We start from the raw sequence: 23,483 nt of genomic DNA, 5'->3' as shown, positions 1-23,483 counted from the left end.
GGGACAACTTGTGAAATTACCGGCAAGAAGGGAAAGGGCCTTCCCGAGAGTGGTAAAGGAGAGGCCCTGGAAATACCCCACAGCTCCGAAAAAGAGCCAGTCAGTTGCTTAACTGACTGGCATTACACCCGAAGGTGGCGTGTTTAATTATGGCTTATCCCTGTCTAACCAGTCGCCGCTTGCAATCAGCTTTAATCCATCGACGGGTCGTTGATATACGTACATCCATGCACTCCCGTACGGCGTCTGAATCAACTGGCGCGCGTATTCACCGCCCCTGGTGCGCAAGGCATCAAGTTCGGCCAGCGTGGCGTTGTCAATACGATAAACTTCACCGTGTACCGTTCCGTTCCCCGGAACTGCGCCTGGATAGTGGCCCAGGCTATACAACTGGTAGTTATCGATACTGAAATCGCCCAGCAACTGGGCATTGGTCATCCAGTGGCTGTTGCCTTGTTTGTGGCGTAAACTGCCGTAGACAAATATTCGCATAGCTAAAACTCGAACTGATAGAGCAAATCCAGTGCCTGGTCTACACCAGACACGGCTTCCAGATATAGCTTCGGCATCAGGCGATAACGTAACGTGAGTGTTGCTATAGAGTCAAATATCCCCACGCCGTATTTCACTTGTAGGCCTGGTAATACATAGCCGCTGACCACCACCTGGGAGGAATCGCCTACCCCCTCGGTGTCGAGCGCTAAATTACTTACGCCAAATGTCTCACCGATTTTACCCACAATCTGACCACTTTGTGCAACCCCCAGACCAATCAGCATCGAGGTCATCGCCGCGCTGTCACTCTGATCGCTCTCCAGCCCTTGTCCGCGTAACAAGTAGGACAATGCCGCCTGTTGTGACATCGCCGGGTCAGAGAAGATCTCCGCTTTCGGCTCATCCGCCAGCCCGGTGACACGAACACCGGCGATCACGTCGTCTTCTGTTGCATCCGGGTTACGAATCGCTTCGATATTGAGATACGGTTGATCCGGCGGGCCAGAGAACAGCAGTTCACCTTTACGCACAATCAGATCCTGACCATAGGCATGGAAGCGACCTTCCGGAATGTTGATCTGCCCGTTCAGACCCAGACCTTGTTTGTCCTGTACGACATTGAGATCGCCCGTCAGTCGCGCTTTCAGGCCGAAGGCATCAATGCGCACATTGTTGCCAACGTGAACAATCAGGTTGCTGTTGATCGGAATCGATGCCGTTTTCGCCTCCTCCGGTTGCAGGTTATCGTTGAGCATTACCACATCGCTGGAGACGCCCACCGCACTTTCCGGTAGATCGTGCACCACAATGCGCGCCCACGGTACATCCACGCGGCCATCGAGGGTAAACAGGCTTGGTGTGGCTTCGAATACAACATCTGGCGACACATCCATGCGCACCATCGGCGGTACGGTGATCCGCACCTTACTGCCTTTTGCCGTCACCCGCGCACGCCAGTTTTCAATCTGACTCCAGTCAGCATCACCGTTCAGGTAAATTTCCCCCTGCTGGGTTCGCACAGTGCCCGCCAGCGTCGAGCGCATACCGTTAAAGTTGACCGCAAGCTGGCTCGGCTGCATATCAAACGGCATAAAGTTGCCATCGATATCCACACCAGTGACCTGGAGCTGACCAAACAACTGCGGGCTCTGCACATCACCGCCCAGACGTAAGTTGGCGCTCACCATACCCGCCGCTTTTTCACCACGCGTAAAGATGGGGTTTACCATCGCGAGGTTGAAGTTACGGATATTCACGTTGCCGCCGAGGTTACGCCGCCCTTGTGGATCGGTTACCTGCACCTGACCATCAAACTGACCGTTATTAGTCAGACGGATTGTCCAGCCCAGCTCGGCACGGTTATTACGCAACTCCGCCGTCAGGTTCAGCGTCTGAAACGCTACTGGCAGCGCCGCATCGTTGACGGTTTGCGTCACCTGCACGTTACGCCCGGAAAGAGTAACACTGCCCTGCGGCAGCCCTTCTTTGGTGGTATCCCAGGCGACATCCGCTTTACCTGTAAAGATACCGCTGGCCTGAGTGGTTTCCGGCATAAACGGCTTCAGCATTGCCAGGTCGAAACGGTTGAGATTCACCACCGCACGCCCTTCAGCCCCGGCATCAATGGTTTGCGGCACGCACAGTTCCGCATTCGGGTTAAGCCAGCAGTGTGGCCCGATGCTGATTTTTTGCTCCTGATTGCGGTAGTCCAGTGCGATATCACGCGTCAGCGACCACGGGCCGACCGGCGTCTGGAAGCGCGTATTGCTAAGTGTTCCCTTCCAACGTTCTTCTTTGCGATCAAAACTCCCTGCCAGATTGAGCTGCCCGGAAACCGGCTCGCCCTGAATCCGCAGTTGTAACTCGTGCTGCTTTTCGCTGCCTTTCGCGTTCAGAGTGACGAGGTTGATATTCACATCCGGCTGCGAGATTTGCTCAACGCGCACGTCGAGTTTACCCGCAATCTGATCGGTGGATTTGATATCGCCTTCCACACGAACCTGCGCTACGGAGAGTTCCTGCCAACGCAAACCGCGCGCGGTAATATCTGCCAGTAGTTGTGGCGCTTCCACAGTACCGCGTACTTTCACCAACCCTTTCGCTGTACCGCCCAGTCCTGGTAGCGCATTATCCAGCCCCGGCGCGTTGATGGTGGCATCAAGATTGAGATCTTTTACCCCCAACTCGCCTTTCACTTCGGCACTGTTTGGCCCCAGTTCCAGATGCAGACCTGGGATCGTCCACTGCATATAACTGTTGCCTTTCAGCGTTCCGTCAACGTTCACTTTGTTCTGTTTAACATTGCCGGTCAGCTTCAACTCTGGTACGTCCATCTGCCAGGTGCCGCCGTACAGGCTGCCTCGGGTTTTGATCAAACCATTGAGTTTTGACGGCCACTCCGGGAACTCTTTCGCAGTGTTAATGCCGTTAAGCGTTAACTCACCACGCCAGCTAATCGCCTGCTGCCAGTCGAGTAACGCTTTCAACTCGGTTTTCCCTTCCAGCGCTGCGACGGTAAGTTTGTCGAGATTAACCTGCTGTTCATTGCCCTTTGCATCGAGGGTAATGGTCGCTGGCGGGATCTCATGCCCCTTCACCGCCATGTGCATAGAGAGCGTGTAATCAGTCATTTTTCCGGTGAGTTTCAGTTTCAGATCATCCGCCTGATACTGCTTCTCGCCAGTAAACGGCCAGTAAAGCTGTTTGCTGTTTACTTCCACGTTGAGCGGCAATCCGACTTCTGCCAGCCGCGTCTGGGCGCGCAGATCCATATCCACCGGACCGGAAAGATTAACGCCAATCTCCAGTTGTTCGCGCAGCGCACCACCCACTTTCAGCTTCACTTTTTCGCCTTTTAGTGGCTCCACGTTCAGTGTGCTATTGAGGGTGATATCTACCGGCCAGTTATTGGACAGTTGCGCCGTGCCACTGGCATTAACGCTCCCCTGATTAGAGTCGATATCAAGTGCGTCCAGTTTGGTATTGCCATCGATGCTACTGACTTTCAGCAGCATGGTGTGCACGGTGATGTCCGTGTCGCCCGTCACGCGCAGTTGCTCACCCTTAAACTCTTCAATGTTCAGGTTGAGCGGCAAATGTACGTCGGTCATCTCCGGTAATACCGGGCGAGAAAAGAGATCTTTCAGCGTTTCGCCCAGCGGTTTTTCATCCGGCTGCGGATTTTCAATCTTCGGTTCGACAACTTCTTCCTGCGCCACTTCTGCCACTTTCGGCAGGGCAATCAACAGCCCTTTCAGCGATGTCGGTTTCAGGGTCAGGGTTTTCTCTTGCCAGTTCAGACCGGAGGTGAAGTCCATCACCGACACCGTAGTGTCATCAATCTTAATGTTGACGTTATCCAGCGCTACCCGCGTCAGGGTGATGGGATATGGCGTAGAGAGATCCAGCGGCCCGCTATCTTCCTCTTCCTCCGCTTGCTCTGAAGGGGGCATTTTTTTACTGTCGATGTTGACCTGAATATCCTTCAGTGCCAAATCGTTAATACAAACACTGCTGTCCCACAGGCACTCCAGCCCGACCGCCAGATGCAGATTGCCCGCTTTTACCGCCACGCCTGGCTGCTCATAACGAACGTCAGACAAGGTAAGGTCGCGCCAGCCACCGGTGACCTTGCCAATATCCAGCCCTGGCACCCAGCGGTCCGCCGCTTTAAATACCAGATGCAGGCCGCTGGTGGTGCCCACCAGAAACGCCACTGATCCCAGCAACAGTAAAATAACGATGACTACGCCGAGGCTGATTTTTTTCCATAAACTCATAATTCTGGCCCCAGACCGATGTAAAACTGTAAACCATGCTCGTCTTTGTCAGAGACCGGAACGGCGAAATCGAGCTTGATCGGCCCGACCGGCGATTCCCAACGCACGCCAACCCCGGTGCCGGTTTTAAAGTCACTGCGGCGAATATCGCTTACCGCTTCGCCGCTATCGACAAACACCGCGCCCCACCATTTTCCGGTCACGTTGTACTGATACTCCAGCGATCCGGTAATCAGCTTTGATGCCCCTTTCAGGTCACCATTGGCGTATTTCGGAGCGATCGATTTGTATTTATAGCCGCGAATACTGCGGTCGCCCCCGGCGAAGAAACGTAAATCCGGCGGTACTTTGTCGAAGTCACCGGTTTCAATCCAGCCCAGCGTGCCGCGAGTGACAAAGCGATGGCGATCGTAAAGTGTGCGGATCCAGACGTTCTGCGCCTGGAATACGGAGAAATCGACGTCCGATCCCCAGGCGGTGTTGGAGTAGTCGATAGAGTAACGCTGCGAGTCGCCCCAGGTCGGCATCAGGCCGCCGCGTGATCGCGTCCGGCTAATCATGACCCCAGGATAAAACAGCATCGTGGTGTTAGTGATTTCACCCTGAGTAAAGTGGTCGAGACTCCAGCGCAGGTTAATGGCACGCTGCCAGCCACTGGAAAGATCCCAGTAACGGGAAGCAACCAGGGTGGTGGAATCGGATTCGGTATCATTCAGATCAGTACGCTTAAAACCACCCTGTACCAGATAGTATTGTTCCAGTGGGTTCTTAAGCAGCGGCATTTTATAACTAAAATCGAGAGTCTGTTCCGGTGCAGAGATACTTGTGCTGGTGGTCAGGCTGTGACCGTAAGAGTTCATCCACGGCTTTTTCCACGAGGCTTTAACTCGTGGGCCAACGTCCGTTGAGTAGCCGACCCCGGTTTCAATGGTGTTTTCCGTGCGCGGCGAAACGACGCCAGTCAGTGGCAATACTTTAGTTTCTCGCGCTTTATCAAACTGCGGTGCAACCACCACCGAGTTAAACCAACCAGTAGCGGAGAGACGGCGGTTCAGTTCCGCCAGATCTTTAGATTCGTACTCATCGCCCTCTTTAAACGGCACCAGATTTTGCAGGTACTCATCGCGGATCTGTGAACCTTCGAAGGTCACATGCCCAAAGCGGTAGCGTTCGCCACTGTTGTAATCAATATCCCAGTAGGCTTTATGCAAGCCAAGTGCGATACCCAACTGTGCTTTGGTAAATTCGCTATCGAAATAGCCTTTACGCAACGCGATGCTGGTTAAGGACTTTTTGAAATTTTCGTAGTCGCCCTGATTCAGCACCGTGCCTATAGCCGGGCGGGTATCGAGCAACTTCAAATAGTCTTTATCAGTCCGCGCACCGCCGCGCAAAACCACATCAGTGCCGCCAATCAACACCGGCACGCCGGGCGTGACTTTGGCGATCAACACCTGCCGCCCCTTCTTTGGCGGTGGTCGGAGATCAAATTCAATGGTCGGCTGGTAATAGCCCAGCGCCTTCAGACCTTCGCGGATGGCATCATCAACACGTGCGCGAAAGCGCCGATCTGGCGTAACTTCATCACTTTCAATCGTAGAAAGCTGCGCACGAACGTTCTTTTCTAGCTGCCCCGATAACCCTTCGACCTGTAGACGGACGTTCGCGGCGACGGCAGCTCCGCTAAAGCAGAGTAAGCTTACACAGCATAACTGTCGGATATAGCGCACATTTTCTCCTGAATATCCTTTGTTCCTGCCCCTGGAACTCCGTTAAACGGCTTAACAAAAATCCAGCCATATGGATTTAAAAGCAGACTAAACCCAAAATATTTCTTATGGTTTACTTTATACACATTCACGGGGGTTATTGTGTGCAAATACGTCTCTTGTTACAACCTAATCCCCAAAGGCCGACTTTCGGGAGAGCAACACTATGAGTTTATTTGATAAAAAGCATCTGGTTTCCCCCGCCGATGCCCTTCCTGGACGTAATACCCCGATGCCTGTAGCCACATTGCATGCGGTCAACGGCCACTCAATGACCAATGTGCCTGACGGAATGGAGATCGCCATTTTTGCTATGGGCTGTTTCTGGGGCGTGGAACGCCTTTTCTGGCAACTTCCCGGTGTTTACAGCACTGCCGCAGGCTATACCGGCGGTTACACGCCAAACCCGACCTATCGGGAAGTGTGTTCTGGTGATACCGGCCACGCCGAAGCGGTACGCGTGGTTTACGATCCGTCAGTGATCAGCTACGAACAACTGTTACAGGTATTCTGGGAGAATCACGATCCCGCACAAGGGATGCGTCAGGGCAATGACCACGGCACGCAGTATCGTTCCGCAATTTACCCGCTGACACCAGAACAGGACGCTGCCGCCCGCGCCAGTCTGGAACGTTTTCAGGCCGCAATGCTCACCGTCGGTGACGATCGCCAGATAACCACCGAGATCGCCAACGCTACACCGTTTTATTATGCCGAAGATGACCACCAACAATATCTGCACAAAAACCCATATGGCTATTGTGGAATTGGTGGGATCGGCGTTTGCCTGCCGCCTGAAGCGTAGCAATAAAAGGCTGAACTAAAGCGAAATGAAGCAAAAATTTAACCCTCTGGCGACTTTACAGAACCTTACGCTATACTAGCCACTGAAAATGTCGGTTCACTCTCTTCGAACCGGCTTTCAATGTGTATTTCGCACAAATTAATCAACTTCCCCTTCCGAGGATCTGACCTGAACGGTCGGATAAGATATGTTAAACAGTATTTTAGTCATACTATGCTTGATCGCTGTGAGTGCGTTCTTCTCGATGTCCGAGATCTCGCTTGCCGCCTCACGCAAAATCAAACTTAAACTGCTGGCTGATGAAGGCAATATAAACGCCCAGCGCGTTCTGGATATGCAGGAAAATCCCGGCATGTTCTTTACCGTGGTGCAAATTGGTCTGAACGCGGTGGCGATACTCGGTGGTATCGTCGGTGATGCGGCGTTCTCTCCGGCTTTTAACAGCCTGTTCTCTCGCTATATATCAGCGGAACTCTCTGAGCAACTGAGCTTTATTCTCTCTTTCTCATTAGTGACTGGCATGTTTATTCTGTTTGCGGATTTAACCCCGAAACGCATCGGTATGATTGCGCCAGAAGCTGTGGCTTTGCGTATCATCAACCCGATGCGCTTCTGCCTGTTCGTCTGCACCCCTCTGGTGTGGTTTTTCAACGGCCTGGCAAACATGATCTTCCGTATCTTTAAATTGCCGATGGTACGTAAAGATGACATCACTTCTGATGACATCTACGCGGTGGTGGAAGCCGGTGCACTGGCTGGAGTACTGCGTAAACAGGAACACGAGCTGATCGAAAACGTGTTTGAACTGGAATCCCGTACCGTGCCGTCTTCCATGACGCCGCGTGAAAACGTGATTTGGTTCGATCTCCATGAAGATGAGCAAAGTCTGAAGAATAAAGTGGCGGAGCATCCGCACTCAAAATTCCTCGTCTGTAATGAAGATATCGACCACATCATCGGCTATGTGGACTCGAAAGATCTGCTGAACCGCGTGCTGGCCAATCAAAGTCTGGCACTGAATAGCGGCGTGCAGATTCGCAACACGCTGATCGTGCCTGACACTCTGACCCTCTCTGAGGCGCTGGAAAGTTTTAAAGCTGCGGGCGAAGACTTTGCGGTAATCATGAACGAGTACGCCCTGGTGGTGGGGATAATTACCCTCAACGACGTGATGACCACGTTGATGGGCGATCTGGTCGGTCAGGGGCTGGAAGAACAGATTGTCGCGCGTGATGAGAACTCATGGCTAATCGATGGCGGTACGCCGATTGACGACGTGATGCGTGTGCTGGATATTGACGAGTTCCCGCAGTCGGGCAACTACGAAACCATCGGCGGCTTTATGATGTTTATGCTGCGTAAGATCCCGAAACGCACCGATTCAGTGAAACTCTCCGGCTACAAATTTGAAGTGGTGGATATCGATAACTACCGCATCGACCAACTGCTGGTGACGCGGATCGACAGCAAAGCCACCGCCCTTTCACCGAAACAGCCTGACGCTAAAGATAAAAATAAAGAAGAAAGCGTCGCATAACCCCAGAAACATCAACGGCTCCTGAATCAGGAGCCGTCTTATTACTGCATAGCACGCTGGTTAAGCCATCTCTGTTTGCAGACGCATAACCTGACGGTTAACTTCGGACATCACTGACAAATGCAGCTTATCCTTCACTTTTGGGATAAGAATCTTACCCTTATCAAATTCAAAAGCGCCAACGTCCTTGATGTATAACCGTCCACGGAACAGGATTTTCACGTACTTCGCCACCTGCAGTGGGTTGTACCGTTGGAAAATTTTCATTGTTATCTCCTGCTGAGTATTACGCCTTTGTGGTGCCACAATCGGCCCAACTATTATGAGGCGCAAATTTTAATGCCTGATGACTATAGTCTATCGCTGCAATGTTTCCAGTGTGTATAAAGTTTTTTACCTTAACGTTACAGTTATTCAGAATTATCTTTTCGCCTAACCACAATCTTCAGTATAAGCATTCATTTTTCATATGATTTGTGCGCTTGTCCGCAAACTGGCACCACACTTGCGGGAAATTCGATAAATAGCACATATGATTAAAAGTCCGACCCAAGTGGTCGGATCACCTGCATACGATAAGAAGGAAACACTATGACCCTACGCAAGATTCTCGCGCTGACTTGCTTGCTACTGCCGATGATGGCCTCCGCGCATAAATTCGAAACCGGTCAGCGAGTACCACCAATTGGCATTGCCGATCGTGGCGAGTTAGTACTTGATAAAGATCAGTTTAGCTACAATACCTGGAACAGCGCACAGTTAGTGGGGAAAGTGCGGGTACTGCAACATATTGCCGGTCGCACCTCCGCAAAAGAGAAAAATGCGGCGCTGATTGAAGCGATTAAATCGGCAAAACTGCCGCATGATCGCTACCAGACGACCACCATTGTGAACACCGACGACGCTATCCCCGGTTCAGGTATGTTTGTACGTAGCAGCCTGGAGAGCAATAAAAAGCTCTATCCGTGGTCACAGTTTATTGTCGACAGCAACGGCATCGCACGCAGCGCCTGGCAGTTGGATGAAGAGAGTTCCGCCATTGCAGTGCTGGATAAAGACGGTCGCGTGCAATGGGCAAAAGATGGAGCGCTCACTCAGGAAGAGGTGCAGCAAGTGATGGACTTGCTGCATAAGTTGCTTAATAAATAGAAACCCGGAACCCTGGATTCAGGAAGGATTCACGCGGAGTGTAATCCAGAGGTTTCCCCTGCCAGTCGTGGACGTGTGCTCCGGCAGCGGCAGCCACAGCATGACCGGCAGCGGTGTCCCAAATATTGGTTGGCCCAAAACGCGGGTAGAGCTGAGCCTGCCCTTCCGCCACCAGGCAAAATTTCAGTGAAGAACCGATGGATGTCGTCTGGTGTTCGCCAAGCTGTTGCAGATACTCTTTCAGCTCCGCATCCGCATGGGAACGGCTAATGACAACCAGAGGCGGGCGAGCGTCGCGTACCTGAATCTGCTTGCGCACGCCGCACTCTTCTTTCCAGGCTTTTCCTTCCTCCGCGCTGTACATTACGTTCATTACCGGCGCATACACCACACCTAATATCGGTTTGCCTTTGTCGATCAGCGCAATGTTAACGGTAAATTCGCCATTTCGTTTAATAAACTCTTTGGTGCCGTCCAGCGGATCCACCAGCCAGTAACGTTGCCAGTGCTGGCGGACTTCCCAACCGGGAGGATCTTCTTCAGAAAGAACGGGGATATCCGGCGTCAGCTTACGTAATCCTTCCATGATTACGGTATGCGCGGCGATATCTGCCGCCGTCACCGGAGAGTCATCTGCTTTGTTGGCGACGTCCATCGGTTTAGTCCCGTCGTAGACCTGCATAATGGCATCGCCCGCAATCCGTGCAAGCTGGCATACTTGATCTAACATTCTCCACCTCGTCTCTGTGAGCGGCGTTAACTTATTGTTTTACTTATACCCCATCGCTATAGAATCCGCCAACTGTGATGGCGTCATCGTTTCCTGATTTATTATTTATGGCATCCTTCACGCTCCGTATGAAAGACGTTTTATCTTCTCGTTCATAAAAGGATGTCCCTTATGATTAAGTTTAGCGCAACGCTCCTGGCCACGCTGATTGCTGCCAGCGTGAATGCGGCAACAGTCGATCTACGCATAATGGAAACCTCTGATTTGCATAGCAACATGATGGATTTCGATTATTACAAAGACACATCCACAGAAAAATTTGGGCTGGTACGCACCGCGAGCCTGATTAATGACGCGCGCAATGAAGTGAAAAATAGCGTGTTGGTCGATAACGGTGACCTGATTCAGGGCAGTCCGCTGGCGGATTACATGTCGGCTAAAGGATTAAAAGCCGGTGATATTCATCCGGTCTATAAGGCGCTGAATACGCTGGATTATACCGTCGGCACACTCGGCAATCATGAATTTAATTACGGTCTGGATTACCTGAAAAATGCGCTGGCGGGGGCGAAATTCCCCTATATAAATGCCAATGTCATTGACGTAAAAACCAACCAGCCGATGTTTACACCGTATTTAATTAAAGACACCGAAGTAGTCGATAAAGACGGGAAAAAGCAAACGCTGAAAATTGGCTATATCGGCGTCGTGCCACCGCAGATTATGGGATGGGATAAAGCCAATTTATCCGGCAAAGTTACCGTTAACGATATTACCGAAACAGTGCGCAAGTACGTGCCGGAAATGCGCGAGAAAGGTGCCGATGTCGTTGTCGTTCTGGCGCATTCTGGTTTGTCTGCCGATCCGTATAAAGTAATGGCGGAAAACTCAGTTTATTATCTCAGTGAAATTCCGGGCGTTGATGCCATTATGTTTGGTCATGCCCATGCCGTCTTCCCGGGCAAAGATTTTGCTGATATCAAAGGCGTAGATATCGCCAAAGGTACGATTAACGGTGTTCCGGCGGTAATGCCAGGCATGTGGGGCGATCATCTCGGCGTGGTCGATCTGCAACTCAATAATGACAGCGGGAAATGGCAGGTGACGCAAGCAAAAGCGGAAGCTCGCCCGATTTACGATGTCGCCAATAAAAAATCACTCGCCGCTGAAGACAGCAAGTTGGTTGCAACGCTGAAAGCCGATCACGATGCCACACGCCAGTTTGTCAGCAAACCTATCGGGAAATCCGCCGACAATATGTATAGCTATCTGGCGCTGGTACAGGACGATCCGACGGTGCAGGTGGTGAACAACGCGCAAAAAGCGTATGTCGAACATTACATTCAGGGCGATCCGGATCTGGCAAAACTGCCGGTGCTCTCTGCCGCTGCGCCGTTTAAAGTTGGCGGTCGCAAGAACGATCCTGCCAGCTATGTAGAAGTGGAAAAAGGCCAACTGACTTTCCGTAATGCCGCCGATCTCTATCTCTATCCCAATACGCTGATTGTGGTAAAAGCCAGCGGCAAGGAAGTTAAAGAGTGGCTGGAGTGCTCCGCCGGGCAGTTTAACCAGATAGATCCCAGCAGCACTAAACCGCAGTCATTAATCAACTGGGATGGCTTCCGTACCTATAACTTTGATGTGATTGACGGCGTGAATTATCAGATTGATGTTACCCAGCCAGCCCGCTATGACGGTGAATGTCAGGTGATTAATGCCAATGCGGAAAGGATTAAGAATCTGACCTTTAATGGTAAACCGATTGATCCGGACGCGATGTTCCTGGTTGCTACCAATAATTATCGTGCATACGGTGGCAAATTTGCCGGAACAGGCGACAGCCATATCGCCTTTGCGTCGCCGGATGAGAACCGTTCGGTGCTGGCAGCGTGGATTGCTGAAGAGTCGAAGCGTGCAGGAGAAATTCACCCAGCGGCAGATAATAACTGGCGTTTAGCGCCGATTGCCGGTGATAAAAAACTGGATATTCGTTTTGAAACGTCCCCGTCCGATAAAGCCGCAGACTTTATTAAAGAGAAGGGTCAGTATCCGATGAATAAAGTCGCGACTGATGATATCGGGTTTGCGATTTATCAGGTGGATTTGAGTAAGTAAGACACACCGTTTTCGGTCTACACATCATGCATCGCATCCGGCACTTCCTGGCGGATGCGATGCTGACGCGTCTTATCCGCCCTACAAACCACGAATCGTAGGTCTCCGGCAGTTATGCCGCACGTTCATCCCGCACCGCCAGCACCTCTGGCAAATTCAACTCAATCCAGTCTGCCAGTGCAGCAACCTTTTCACTGACCTGTTCACCCAGCGGTGTGAGGCTATATTCCACATGCGGCGGCACCACCGGATACGCGATACGGTTAACAAATCCATCCTGCTCCAGCGCCTGTAACGACTGCGCGAGCATCTTTTCGCTCACTCCGCCCATTTTACGCCGCAAGTCGCTAAAGCGATGAGTGCCTTCGCGCAGCGCCACCAGAATCAGTACACCCCAACGGCTGGTAACGTGTTTCAACACATCCCGCGACGGACACTGCTCAGCGAAGAGGTTTCCCTCTTTCAGTTGTTGCGACAGGCTTACCCGACTCATTTCATACTTACCTTTTTGTATGTACTTACTAAAAGTTAGTTTAGGTGTTAGCGTATTTAAACACAAGACAAACCAATGGAGATTTCTCATGATCGCAATCACCGGCGCGACCGGCCAGCTTGGTCACAATGTAATTGAATCTTTGCTGCAAACCGTTTCTGCCAGCCAAATAGTGGCTATCGCACGTAATCCGGAAAAAGCGCATGCTTTGAGCGCACAAGGCATTAGCGTGCGTCAGGCTGACTACGGCGATGAAGCTGCACTGACATCTGCGCTACAGGGCGTGGAAAAATTGCTGCTGATCTCTTCCAGCGAAGTGGGACAGCGAGCCTCGCAGCATCGTAATGTTATTAATGCCGCAAAGGCGGCTGGCGTGAAATTTATCGCCTACACCAGCCTGTTACATGCGGACACCTCCCCGCTCGGCCTGGCTGCTGAGCATATCGAGACGGAGAAAATGCTGGCTGATTCTGGCATCGCTTATACCCTGCTGCGCAACGGCTGGTACACTGAAAACTACCTCGCCAGCGCCCCGGCAGCACTGGAACACGGCGTATTTATTGGTGCGGCGGGCGATGGCAAAATTGCCTCAGCAACTCGTGCAGATTACGCAGAGGCTGCGGCACGCGTAATTAGCGAAGCAGGTCACGAAGGCAAAGTCTATGAGCTGGCGGGCGACAACGCCTGGACGCTGACACAGTTAGCGGCAGAGCTGACCAAACAGAGCGGCAAACCAGTTATCTACCAGAATATGAGCGAAGCCGATTTCGCCGCAGCGCTGAAAAGCGTTGGTCTTCCTGGCGGACTGGCGGATATGCTGGCTGACTCTGACGTTGGCGCATCAAAAGGTGGTCTGTTTGATGACAGCAAAACACTCAGCACGCTGATTGGCCGCCCGACAACAACATTAGCCGAAAGCGTAAACGCGCTTTTTAATGTTAATAACTAGTTAATTAAAGTGGCATCCTCCCGCATCCTCTCTGATAATGACGGGATGCGGGGAGCAACCATCTCTGTTCCCTGAATATTTCTTCTGACAGACCAATGGATGCCAGTGATGATTAGCGGCGTGCTGTACGCCCTGTTAGCAGGGTTGATGTGGGGGCTTATTTTTGTCGGGCCGTTGATCGTTCCAGAATACCCGGCGATGTTGCAATCAATGGGACGCTATCTGGCATTAGGTTTAATTGCACTGCCCATTGCCTGGCTGGGGCGCGTGCGTCTGCGCCAGTTGACACGTCGCGACTGGCTTACCGCGCTAATGCTCACCATGATGGGCAATCTCATCTATTACTTTTGCCTTGCCAGTGCCATTCAGCGAACCGGCGCGCCTGTTTCCACGATGATTATCGGCACCCTGCCAGTGGTTATCCCGGTCTTTGCCAATTTGCTGTACAGCCAGCGCGACGGCAAACTCGCGTGGGGGAAACTCGCCCCGGCGCTGGTTTGTATTGGTATCGGCCTTGCGTGTGTAAATATTGCTGAGTTAAACCACGGTCTCCCCAATTTTGACTGGGCACGTTATACCTCAGGCGTCATGCTGGCATTAGTCTCCGTGGTTTGCTGGGCGTGGTATGCATTGCGCAACGCCCGCTGGCTGCGGGAAAATCCAGACAAACATCCAATGATGTGGGCGACGGCGCAGGCGCTGGTCACGCTGCCGGTTTCGCTCATCGGTTATGTTGTTGCTTGTTTCTGGCTGAATACGCAAATGCCTGATTTCTCTCTACCTTTTGGCTCCCGTCCACTGGCCTTTATTAGCCTGATGATTGCTATCGCCGTGCTTTGCTCATGGGTCGGCGCACTTTGCTGGAACGTCGCCAGCCAGCGATTACCGACGGTGATCCTCGGGCCGCTGATTGTTTTCGAAACGCTGGCAGGTTTGCTGTACACCTTTTTACTCCGCCAACAAATTCCACCGCTGATGACGCTGAGCGGTATCGCGCTGTTAGTGGCCGGCGTGATCATTGCAGTCAGAGCAAAACCGGAAAAACCCTTAGCTGAACCTGTCTCTGAAAGTTGACACCTTGCCAGTCTGTTAAATAATCCTCTTCTACGTAAGGGTTATAGCTTTTAACTTAAAGATGCATTTAAAATACATCTTATCTTATTAAGAATGAGGTATCAGCTATGGCTTATCGCGACCAACCTTTAGGTGAACTGGCGCTCTCTATTCCTCGCGCTTCGGCTCTGTTTCGTCAATATGATATGGATTACTGCTGCGGCGGTAAGCAGACGCTGGCTCGCGCGGCGGCACGTAAAGAACTGGATGTTGACGTCATTGAAGCCGAACTGGCAAAGCTTGCTGAACAACCGATTGAGAAAGACTGGCGTAGCGCGCCGCTGGCAGAAATCATCGACCATATCATCGTGCGCTACCACGATCGTCACCGTGAACAACTGCCAGAGTTGATCCTGCAAGCCACCAAAGTAGAGCGCGTTCACGCCGACAAACCGAGCGTGCCAAAAGGGCTGACAAAATACCTGACTATGCTGCATGAAGAGCTTTCCAGCCACATGATGAAAGAAGAGCAGCTCCTCTTCCCGATGATCAAACAAGGCATGGGCAGCCAGGCGATGGGGCCAATCAGCGTAATGGAAAGCGAACACGATGAAGCAGGTGAGCTGTTGGAGGTTATCAAACACATTACCAATAACGTCACACCGCCGCCGGAAGCCTGCACCACCTGGAAAGCGATGTATAACGGTATTAATGAACTGATTGATGATTTAATGGAGCACATCAGTCTGGAAAATAATGTACTGTTCCCACGCGCGCTGGCGGGTGAGTGATTTGTTTGATCAACGATCCTGACATGAGCAGGATCGTTGATTGTTAAGTGATTCAGTCACTCAGTGGAAGCAATTCATTATTGTAACTGGTGTACTTACCTTCAACGGTAAGCAGACTGCCGTTTTTATCAAGATGCGCCGCATTGAGTTGTCGAGTCTCATTACGCCGCTTCGCATCACGAACCAACCCATCTCCTACGTAATAAATATAATGGTCATCATGAGCAAAGGTATCTGATAATTGACCATTGGCGTATTTAAACCACGTCCATTGGCCTTTCAGTTCAAAGAGCTCAACCGTGTCTTCGTTAATAAAATACGTATAGCGGTCATCATGTGCCAAATAATTTAATGTTGTGCCATCGGGGCTTTTATACCACGTCCAATGCCCATTAATATCGAAAATAGTCACATCAGCGCTCGCGATGAAATAAACTTTATTCCCTACAATATTAACGCCTCCCTGTAATTCTTGTTTGGGGTCGGGTAAATGAATAACCGAAAGCGTTTTTTCGACCCCAGAAACATACTTCACCAGATAGAGCGAATCTTTATATTGCGCCACATTCTGTGTCAACGGGCGAAAATATTCCGGATCAACATCAGGAATGGTCGCAACCCGGCAGTCATTAGCGCGCCGGGAAGCATCACGCGTCAACCATGTTACTTTATCTCGCTGTAGATCAAACGTACTCCGGCAATCTTTCCCGAACGAATAACGTTTCTCCCCGTTTTTGTCGCGATAAATCAGTAGTGAACCGGCCATCCAGCGCACAAGATGAAAGGTATCCGGATCGGCATTGATGGCATCTCCATTCACAAAGACCTGCGATTGGGTTCGCCAAATGGTATCCCACGGTCCAGGATTACTTTTGCTTTCACAACTATTAGGTGAATAAAGAATGGGGCGACGTGTCCAGGATTTAACGCCAAGAATAGAATACCCTTGTGCACTGCCTAACCAACGCCCTTGAAAATAAATATTGCGGCGATCTTTGAGCACATCCGCAGAATCACCTGAACGAACGCGACCGCCGACTTGTTGCAGCGAATCCATATCAACCTGCTTTTCGCCGCGGTTATCATCCGTGCGTTCGCCATCAAAATAGAGGCTGTCTTTATCAGCGGCAAAACGTCCCCAGGCGCGGAATGTTGCGGCATCGACTTTCGGTGTTCCCGGCGGGTTCTGGACTATTTTCCCTGCCCATAAAATATGACGGCCATCAGTCAACCAGTCGAAACGCCAGCCGCCATTAGTTCTGATATAAGTGCCAGCATCCACTTGTACAAAATCATTATTGATATTATCCGGAGAATCATATTTATCATCAGTGCCGTTGGGTATGCGGCGAAGTTGCTTAAACTTGACCTGCGGTAAATGAATATCCGGGAAATAGAGTCCATAATCGTCACTATCTTCAACGCTATATTTTGTTCCTTGCCCCCACGGCTGGTAGTAAAACGCAGCAGAAGGTACACCGGAGCAGGCTAGTGAGGTGGTTGAAAATAAAGCCAGGGCGAGACAAAGGGGTTTAATTCGCAACATAGCGTCATCCTGAAGCTGTTAGTGTGAAGAGGTTATTTAAATAAGGGTTTTAGTCCGCTCGGAGGTTGCTTCACCGATGACCATCCTCCCCCCCCAGGTTATAACGCAGCCATTCACCTTGCCGGGCACGCTCTTTCACAATTTCAGTCGCTTGTTGAGCGTAAAGCTGCCCGTCTGGAGATATATACGTATTAATTAATCTCCGCCAACCACCTGCTTCAAGTGAGCCGGAGAGTTCCTCCGACTTAAGATTAATCAATTCACCTTCACCCAAGGCGTTGGTTGTTACTTTATAAATTTGGTTCTTATATAAACCGGTGTCCCAAACAAACAGATAAAAATATTCCGGATCAACCCCCACCAGCGTTTCATAAACACAGTCACTGCCCGCTGGAGTGGCTTCATGTTTGAGCCAGGACACATTATTCAGACCACTATTAAATGGCGCACAGCGATACTCAATATCCTCAAGCTCATAGTCATGCTCGCCGCTTTTATCGCGATAAACCAACCGTTCACCAGGCATCCAACGTTTAATCTGAAAAGTTTTGCGATCGGCGGGCAGAAGCTTACCGTTAACAATTACCTGCGAATTTGTCAGCACAACAAATTGTATGGCTGAATCATGCCGCACGATTTGAAATCCATCGGCATGACCCAACCAGCGACCTTTATGCCAAAGACTATTTTTATCACGCAGTAAATTCCAGATGTCCGTCTCTTCCAGCGTTGACATATCCACCTGCTTATCACCGCTATTATCATCGGTACGCTGACCATCAAAATAGATACTGCGTTTATCGGCAGCGAAAGCGCCGAATGCCTGAAAACTGGTGGCATCGACATTAGGTTTACCGGATGGGTTTGTCAGGACTTTGCCTGCCCAAAGGACAGAGCGTCCATCGGTGAGCCAGGTATGCTGACAATCCCCCTCATCATCGCAATCGAACTTATCGGGATTAAAATCGGACAGTAAGCGGGTTTCTTGTTTATTGGCTAAATTGGCAATGCGCCAAAGGTGGGAAAAATTAATATCTGGTAATTCAGAGAGGATCTCATCTTTTTCCCCCTTCTGTTCGGCAATGTAAACCGTACCTTTCTCCTGCTGGCGGTAATAAAAATCTGCGCCCCAGGAAGGTGAAATGGAGAGAGGTAATGCGGCGATTAATAACCAACTGTGCTTAGCCATAGTGAACTCTGCAATAAGTGGCAAAGATTCACGGTAAGCCCGCGCCTGGGCGCTGTCGATGACGGGAAGTATTTTTAGGAATGTATAAAGACAAAAGAGATTGCAGACAAAGTGTGCTTTGTTCATGCCGGATGCGGCGTAAACGCCTTATCCGGCCTACAAAAGCACGCAAATTCAATATATGGCAGAGCTCCCGTAGGCCTGATAAGCGTAGCGCATCAGGCAATTTTGCAGCCTGAAAGGCACCCGCAGGTGCCTTAGCAGCATTACTTCGCTATACGTTTCTTACCAATAAACAACCAGCCCAGCCCCAGCGCGATAAACCACAGCGGAGTAACCAGCAGTGCCTGGCGAGTGTCGTCTTCCAGCGTCAGCAGCACGATAACGAACACAAAGAACGCCATACATACCCAGCACATCAGCTTGCCGAGCGGCATCTTGTAGATCGACTTCTCATGCAGATGTGGACGCTGTTTGCGATACACCAGGTACGAGCAAAGAATAATTGTCCAGACGAACATAAACAGAATCGCTGAAACCGTGGTGATCATGGTGAACGCGCCAATCACGCTTGGATTCACATACAACATCACCACGCCGCCGAGCAGACAGATACAAGAGAAGGTCAGCCCTTTCGCTGGTACTGCGCGTTTAGAGAGTTTAGCGAACGCTTTCGGCGCGACGCCTTCCTGTGCCAGACCAAACAACATACGGCTGGTAGAGAATACGCCACTGTTAGCAGAAGAAGCCGCAGAGGTCAGCACCACAAAGTTAATCACACTTGCCGCCGCAGGCAGCCCCACCAGCACAAACAGTTCTACAAACGGGCTTTTCTCCGCGACCACTGAACTCCACGGCGTCACGGACATAATCACAATCAGCGCGAAGACGTAGAACATAATGATGCGGATCGGAATGGAGTTAATCGCACGCGGCAGTGATTTCTCTGGATCTTTGGTTTCCGCAGCCGTTGTGCCGACCAGCTCAATCCCCACAAAAGCGAAAACCGCTATCTGGAATCCGGCAAAGAAGCCGCTTAAGCCTTTCGGGAACCAGCCGCCGTCATTCCACAAATGCGCAAACGACGCTTCTACGCCAGTCGGTGACTGGAAGTGCATCATCACCATAATCAGACCGACAACAATCAGCGACACAATAGCGACGATTTTGATCATCGCGAACCAGAACTCCATCTCACCAAACATTTTCACGGTGGCGAGATTAAGAACCAGCAACAGAATGATCACCGACAACGACGCCACCCAGTCGGAAAGTCCTGGAAACCAGAACTGCGCGTAAGCGGTAATCGCCACAACATCCGCCATACCGGTTACCACCCAACAGAACCAATAAGTCCAGCCAGTGAAATAACCCGCCCACGGCCCCAATAAATCGGAAGCGAAGTCACTAAAAGATTTATATTCCAGATTCGAAAGCAGCAACTCCCCCATTGCCCGCATCACGAAAAAGAGCATAAAACCGATGATCATATAAACAAAAATGATCGACGGCCCGGCAAGACTAATTGTTTTACCGGAACCCATAAACAACCCTGTACCTATGGCACCGCCAATGGCAATAAGCTGAATATGCCGGTTTGTGAGATTGCGCCGTAGCGACTGTTCAGCCGGAGCCTGATCATCGGCAACGACTTTTACCTGATCTACCATGTTTTTTCTTCCTGTCTGTGTTGTTCAGGCTCTGCGGCCTTTAGTCAGTCTATGATACGACGAATCGGTATCGGGACTCATCGATATTAGGTAACAATGCGCGGGATGAATACTAAGATTTAGATCTAATGTTAATTTAATGTTTAAAGTGAGTGTCATATCACGGTGATAACGCGAAATAGCTCACAAAAATACACGCTTACGTGGTCTTTGCAACACAAAATAGCGCCGTTTGGCAAACTGAAGGGGTTATTGCTGAATGCCTGCTCCCCTCTGGCTCGAGGGGAACAGAATGCGCTGCTTAGAGGATTTCCAGCAGTTCGACTTCAAACACCAGGGTGCTGAACGGAGGAATAGACGCGCCAGCGCCACGCTCGCCATAAGCCAGTTCCTGCGGGATAGTCAGTTCCCATTTAGAACCTACCGGCATCAGAGTCAGTGCTTCAATCCAGCCGGGGATCACGCCGTTAACCGGGAATTCAGCCGGTTCGCCACGGGCAACGGAGCTGTCAAATACAGTACCGTCGATCAGTTTACCGGTGTAATGAACGCGAACGCGGTCGGTACGTGCCGGAATTGCACCTTCGCCCTGATTAATCACGCGGAATTGCAGGCCAGATTCGGTGCTGTTCACACCCTCTTTTTTGGCGTTTTCTTCAAGGTATTTCACACCTTCGGCAGCCATCGTCTGGAAACGCTGACGACGAACAGCATCGGCACGTTCGTGGATTTCACGTAGCGCACGGTGCACCACATCAACCGGAACAGCCGGATGTTTGCCTTCCAGCGCATCAGCAATGCCTGCAACCAGTGCTTCTGGCAGTAACCCTTCCAGACCAGATTCACTCAGTTGTTGCCCTACCTGCAAACCAATGCCGTAGCTTGCTTGCGCTTCGATGGTATCAAAAGTTGGGGTGGTCATCGTATTTCCTTTCTTAGGGTAAAAAGTAGCGGGCAGCATATCAGCCACACAACTTTGGGTAAAACTTTGTCGCGGGAATGATGACAAATCACGGGGAAAAAGAAACAATAGCAATATCCCGTATGAATATAATAAAAGCGGGTTTACCACGGACATCATAGCGTTAGCTTATTCATAGGCTATGATTGAGGAACAAGACGCGGAGCAGGAGGAAACCATGCCCGGGCGCTTTGAACTAAAACCAACCCTGGAGAAAGTCTGGCACGCGCCGGACAATTTTCGCTTCATGGACCCGCTGCCGCCGATGCATCGTCGGGGGATCATTATTGCCGCCATTGTATTGGTGGTCGGTTTTCTACTTCCGTCTGATGATACACCCGACGCGCCGGTGGTGACGCGTGAAGCGCAACTGGATATTCAGTCGCAATCCCAACCGCCGACGGAAGAACAACTGCGGGCGCAATTAGTCATCCCACAAAATGATCCCGATCAGGTGGCACCGGTCGCCCCTGAACCGATACAGGAAAGTCAGCCTGAAGATCAGCCGCAAACCGCACAAACACAACCTTTCCAGCCAGATAGCGGAATTGACAACCAGTGGCGCTCTTACCGTGTCGAACCCGGCAAAACGATGGCGCAACTGTTCCGCGACCACGGTCTACCCGCCACTGATGTCTATGCAATGGCGCAGGTAGAAGGCGTGGGTAAACCGCTGAGTAATTTGCAAAATGGGCAGATAGTGAAAATTCGCCAGAACGCCAGCGGCGTGGTGACGGGCTTAACCATTGATACGGAGAATAATCAACAGGTTCTGTTTACCCGCCAGCCAGATGGCAGTTTTATTCGTGCGCGGTAGATGAAGGTTCAAGCAGAAGCCAGCTAAGGATCGTTTCTTTAATGACCTTACGTCTGGCTTCCAGCGCTTGCGGTGAAACCATGCTGATGTGATAAACCAGGCCAAGCGTATGCTGGTTGATCAAATAATATCCTCCAAGCGCGGCAATATTGATATTCACCTGCAACGGGTCGATATCTGGCTTAAAAATATTGAGTTTCTTCCCTTCAGCCAACAAGGATTCCATTAACTGCAAATGCGCGTGGTTAATTTCCTGAAGACGCTGTGATTTTGCATAATGCACACCTTTGCTCTGGTTTTCACTATGCACAATTTTTAAAAACCAGGGATTAGCAATGTAATAATCCCAGGTAAAATCGATGATTTTTTCAATTGCTTTTTGTGGAGGGAGACCTGAAACATCAAGGGATTTTTCTTTTTGTCGAATATCATTCCAGGTATATTCCAGCACTTCGATAAATAAATTTTCTTTATTACCAAAGTGATGGTAAACCGTCTGTTTACTGCACTCCGCAGCCTTCACGATATTATCGACTCTGGCCCCTTCATAACCATATTCGGCAAATTCATTAACCGCACATAATAATAGTTTTTCCTTCAGGCTTTGTACGTTGCTGGTATCAAGATACATAACGCTTCCCCACGACCTCTTCAGGATTACTATCATAACCTGATTTGATTTCAGCTCCAGAAAAAAGGGCAAAAACTCGTACTTTCATCGAGTTATCAAATGCCCTGTGATCGCTATCGCAGATCAACCAACCAGATGGTTGATCTTTCTTTCCACACGTCGCAAGCTAATCGTCACTCAAGGAAACAATATTCAAAAGAGGGTTATTGTATGAAGTCCACTCGTCCCGTTGCCGTGATTACCGGAGCCGCACGTGGTATTGGAAAAGGCTGTGCGCTGGAACTTGCTCGTGGCGGTTTTAACCTGCTGATTAACGATCGCCCCGATGCCGACAGCGTAGAAAAATTACATGCCACGCAACAGGAATGTCTGGCAGAAGGCGTGGAAGTGATTTGCTTCCCTGCCGATGTTGGCGATCTCTCCCTGCATGAAGAGATGCTCGACGCGGCGCAAAACCAGTGGGGGCGTCTGGACTGTCTGCTCAACAACGCGGGGATTTCTGTGAAAAAGCGCGGTGACCTTCTCGACCTGGAGCCAGACAGCTTCGACCAAAACATTGCCATTAACACCCGTGCGCCGTTTTTCCTCGCTCAGGCATTCAGTAAACGCTTACTGGCACAACCGAAACCGGAAGCGGAGCTACCGCACCGCTCGATTATTTTTGTCAGTTCAATCAACGCTATCATGCTGGCGATGAATCGCGGCGAATATACCATTGCCAAAACCGCCGTTTCTGCCGCTGCTCGTCTGTTTGCCGCTCGCCTTTGCAATGAACAAATTGGCGTCTATGAAGTGCGCCCCGGCCTAATCAAAACCGATATGACCATTCCGGCAACGGCCTATTACGATGAATTAATTGCCAAAGGTCTGGTGCCGTGGGGACGCTGGGGTTATCCGGCTGATATCGCCTCCACAGTACGGGCAATGGCGGAAGGCAAACTGATTTATACCTGTGGCCAGGCGGTCGCTATCGACGGCGGCTTAAGTATGCCGCGCTTCTGAGG

20 protein-coding genes and 1 pseudogene are annotated in these 23,483 nt (G+C 50.8%); 10 read left to right on the top strand and 11 right to left on the bottom strand.

The window, feature by feature from the left end:
- Positions 1 to 112, top strand: a 112-nt coding sequence (locus A9587_RS25125) for a hypothetical protein (RefSeq protein ID WP_236942427.1), incomplete at its 5' end; no start/stop codon positions are given.
- A 35-nt stretch (positions 113 to 147) separates the two neighbouring features.
- On the opposite strand, the gene A9587_RS18785 is transcribed toward A9587_RS25125, so the two are convergent.
- Genes A9587_RS18785 through tamA form a run of 3 tightly spaced genes read right to left on the bottom strand, consistent with a single transcriptional unit; the run spans position 148 to position 6,004 of the window.
- Positions 148 to 492 carry a gamma-glutamylcyclotransferase family protein gene (locus tag A9587_RS18785; RefSeq protein ID WP_001219159.1) on the bottom strand — a complete coding sequence of 115 codons (345 nt, stop codon included), beginning with the start codon at positions 490 to 492 and terminating at the stop codon, positions 148 to 150.
- Between the two features lie 2 nt (positions 493 to 494).
- Positions 495 to 4,274 (bottom strand): autotransporter assembly complex protein TamB, encoded by a 3,780-nt coding sequence (gene tamB, locus A9587_RS18780; RefSeq protein ID WP_000060863.1) that lies wholly within the window; start codon positions 4,272 to 4,274, stop codon positions 495 to 497.
- On the bottom strand, positions 4,271 to 6,004 hold the full coding sequence (gene tamA / locus A9587_RS18775) for an autotransporter assembly complex protein TamA (protein WP_105263701.1): 1,734 nt from the start codon (positions 6,002 to 6,004) through the stop codon (positions 4,271 to 4,273). Before tamA ends, tamB begins: the two co-directional genes overlap by 4 nt.
- 205 nt (positions 6,005 to 6,209) lie before the next feature.
- On the opposite strand from tamA, the gene msrA reads away from it, so the two are divergent.
- On the top strand, positions 6,210 to 6,848 hold the full coding sequence (gene msrA, locus A9587_RS18765; protein ID WP_016249513.1) for a peptide-methionine (S)-S-oxide reductase MsrA: 639 nt from the start codon (positions 6,210 to 6,212) through the stop codon (positions 6,846 to 6,848).
- Positions 6,849 to 7,035: 187 nt separating this feature from the next.
- Entirely contained in the window at positions 7,036 to 8,385 is a 1,350-nt protein-coding gene (locus tag A9587_RS18760; protein ID WP_001517648.1) for a hemolysin family protein, read from the top strand.
- Positions 8,386 to 8,445: 60 nt separating this feature from the next.
- Here A9587_RS18760 and A9587_RS18755 read toward each other — a convergent pair whose 3' ends face one another.
- Positions 8,446 to 8,652, bottom strand: a complete 207-nt coding sequence (locus tag A9587_RS18755) for a DUF1107 domain-containing protein (protein WP_000689228.1) — start codon at positions 8,650 to 8,652, stop codon at positions 8,446 to 8,448.
- 324 nt (positions 8,653 to 8,976) lie between these two features.
- Between A9587_RS18755 and A9587_RS18750 the strand changes: the two genes are divergently transcribed.
- Entirely contained in the window at positions 8,977 to 9,534 is a 558-nt protein-coding gene (locus tag A9587_RS18750) for a YtfJ family protein (protein ID WP_105263702.1), read from the top strand.
- On the opposite strand, the gene cysQ is transcribed toward A9587_RS18750, so the two are convergent.
- The gene (gene cysQ, locus A9587_RS18745; RefSeq protein ID WP_000886881.1) at positions 9,524 to 10,264 is read right to left on the bottom strand and encodes a 3'(2'),5'-bisphosphate nucleotidase CysQ; all 741 of its coding nucleotides are present in this window, start codon (positions 10,262 to 10,264) and stop codon (positions 9,524 to 9,526) included. The two genes, A9587_RS18750 and cysQ, sit on opposite strands and share 11 nt — an antisense overlap.
- A 171-nt stretch (positions 10,265 to 10,435) precedes the next feature.
- Here cysQ and cpdB point away from each other — a divergent pair, with 171 nt between their 5' ends.
- Positions 10,436 to 12,379, top strand: coding sequence for a 2',3'-cyclic-nucleotide 2'-phosphodiesterase (cpdB, locus tag A9587_RS18740; protein ID WP_105263703.1), 1,944 nt, complete (start codon positions 10,436 to 10,438; stop codon positions 12,377 to 12,379).
- A gap of 112 nt (positions 12,380 to 12,491) precedes the next feature.
- Here the strand turns inward: cpdB and A9587_RS18735 are convergent, their stop codons facing one another.
- Positions 12,492 to 12,872 carry a winged helix-turn-helix transcriptional regulator gene (locus A9587_RS18735; RefSeq protein WP_001517645.1) on the bottom strand — a complete coding sequence of 127 codons (381 nt, stop codon included), beginning with the start codon at positions 12,870 to 12,872 and terminating at the stop codon, positions 12,492 to 12,494.
- A gap of 88 nt (positions 12,873 to 12,960) precedes the next feature.
- Here A9587_RS18735 and A9587_RS18730 point away from each other — a divergent pair, with 88 nt between their 5' ends.
- From A9587_RS18730 to ytfE, 3 genes are all read left to right on the top strand, one after another.
- Positions 12,961 to 13,821 carry an SDR family oxidoreductase gene (locus tag A9587_RS18730; protein WP_001517644.1) on the top strand — a complete coding sequence of 287 codons (861 nt, stop codon included), beginning with the start codon at positions 12,961 to 12,963 and terminating at the stop codon, positions 13,819 to 13,821.
- Positions 13,822 to 13,929: 108 nt separating this feature from the next.
- On the top strand, positions 13,930 to 14,895 hold the full coding sequence (locus A9587_RS18725) for a DMT family transporter (protein WP_010379620.1): 966 nt from the start codon (positions 13,930 to 13,932) through the stop codon (positions 14,893 to 14,895).
- A gap of 107 nt (positions 14,896 to 15,002) precedes the next feature.
- Positions 15,003 to 15,665, top strand: coding sequence for an iron-sulfur cluster repair protein YtfE (ytfE, locus tag A9587_RS18720; RefSeq protein WP_105263704.1), 663 nt, complete (start codon positions 15,003 to 15,005; stop codon positions 15,663 to 15,665).
- Between the two features lie 52 nt (positions 15,666 to 15,717).
- Here ytfE and A9587_RS18715 read toward each other — a convergent pair whose 3' ends face one another.
- The 4 genes and pseudogenes from A9587_RS18715 to fklB form a co-directional block, all read right to left on the bottom strand.
- The gene (locus tag A9587_RS18715) at positions 15,718 to 17,211 is read right to left on the bottom strand and encodes a hypothetical protein (RefSeq protein ID WP_105263705.1); all 1,494 of its coding nucleotides are present in this window, start codon (positions 17,209 to 17,211) and stop codon (positions 15,718 to 15,720) included.
- Positions 17,212 to 17,243: 32 nt separating this feature from the next.
- Positions 17,244 to 18,400, bottom strand: a pseudogene (locus A9587_RS18710) (hypothetical protein).
- A 266-nt stretch (positions 18,401 to 18,666) separates the two neighbouring features.
- Positions 18,667 to 20,070, bottom strand: coding sequence for a D-serine/D-alanine/glycine transporter (cycA, locus tag A9587_RS18705; RefSeq protein WP_000228359.1), 1,404 nt, complete (start codon positions 20,068 to 20,070; stop codon positions 18,667 to 18,669).
- A gap of 301 nt (positions 20,071 to 20,371) precedes the next feature.
- A complete protein-coding gene (gene fklB, locus A9587_RS18700; protein ID WP_000211229.1) occupies positions 20,372 to 20,992 on the bottom strand; it encodes an FKBP-type peptidyl-prolyl cis-trans isomerase in 621 nt (206 codons plus the stop codon).
- A gap of 217 nt (positions 20,993 to 21,209) precedes the next feature.
- Between fklB and ytfB the strand changes: the two genes are divergently transcribed.
- A complete protein-coding gene (gene ytfB / locus A9587_RS18690) occupies positions 21,210 to 21,848 on the top strand; it encodes a cell division protein YtfB (RefSeq protein ID WP_001119463.1) in 639 nt (212 codons plus the stop codon).
- Here the strand turns inward: ytfB and A9587_RS18685 are convergent.
- Complete coding sequence (locus tag A9587_RS18685; RefSeq protein ID WP_001517639.1) at positions 21,832 to 22,479, bottom strand: TetR/AcrR family transcriptional regulator; 648 nt, start codon at positions 22,477 to 22,479, stop codon at positions 21,832 to 21,834. The two genes, ytfB and A9587_RS18685, sit on opposite strands and share 17 nt — an antisense overlap.
- Before the next feature lie 210 nt (positions 22,480 to 22,689).
- On the opposite strand from A9587_RS18685, the gene A9587_RS18680 reads away from it, so the two are divergent.
- Positions 22,690 to 23,481: a 3-ketoacyl-ACP reductase gene (locus A9587_RS18680; RefSeq protein ID WP_000843394.1), complete on the top strand. Its 792-nt coding sequence runs from the start codon at positions 22,690 to 22,692 to the stop codon at positions 23,479 to 23,481.
- The last annotated feature ends 2 nt before the right edge of the window (positions 23,482 to 23,483 follow it).

Source organism: Escherichia sp. MOD1-EC6162, from assembly GCF_002965125.1.
GTDB lineage: Bacteria > Pseudomonadota > Gammaproteobacteria > Enterobacterales > Enterobacteriaceae > Escherichia > Escherichia marmotae.
The sequence above is the reverse complement of the archived record's forward strand: the minus strand, read 5'-3'. Positions and strand labels throughout refer to the sequence as shown.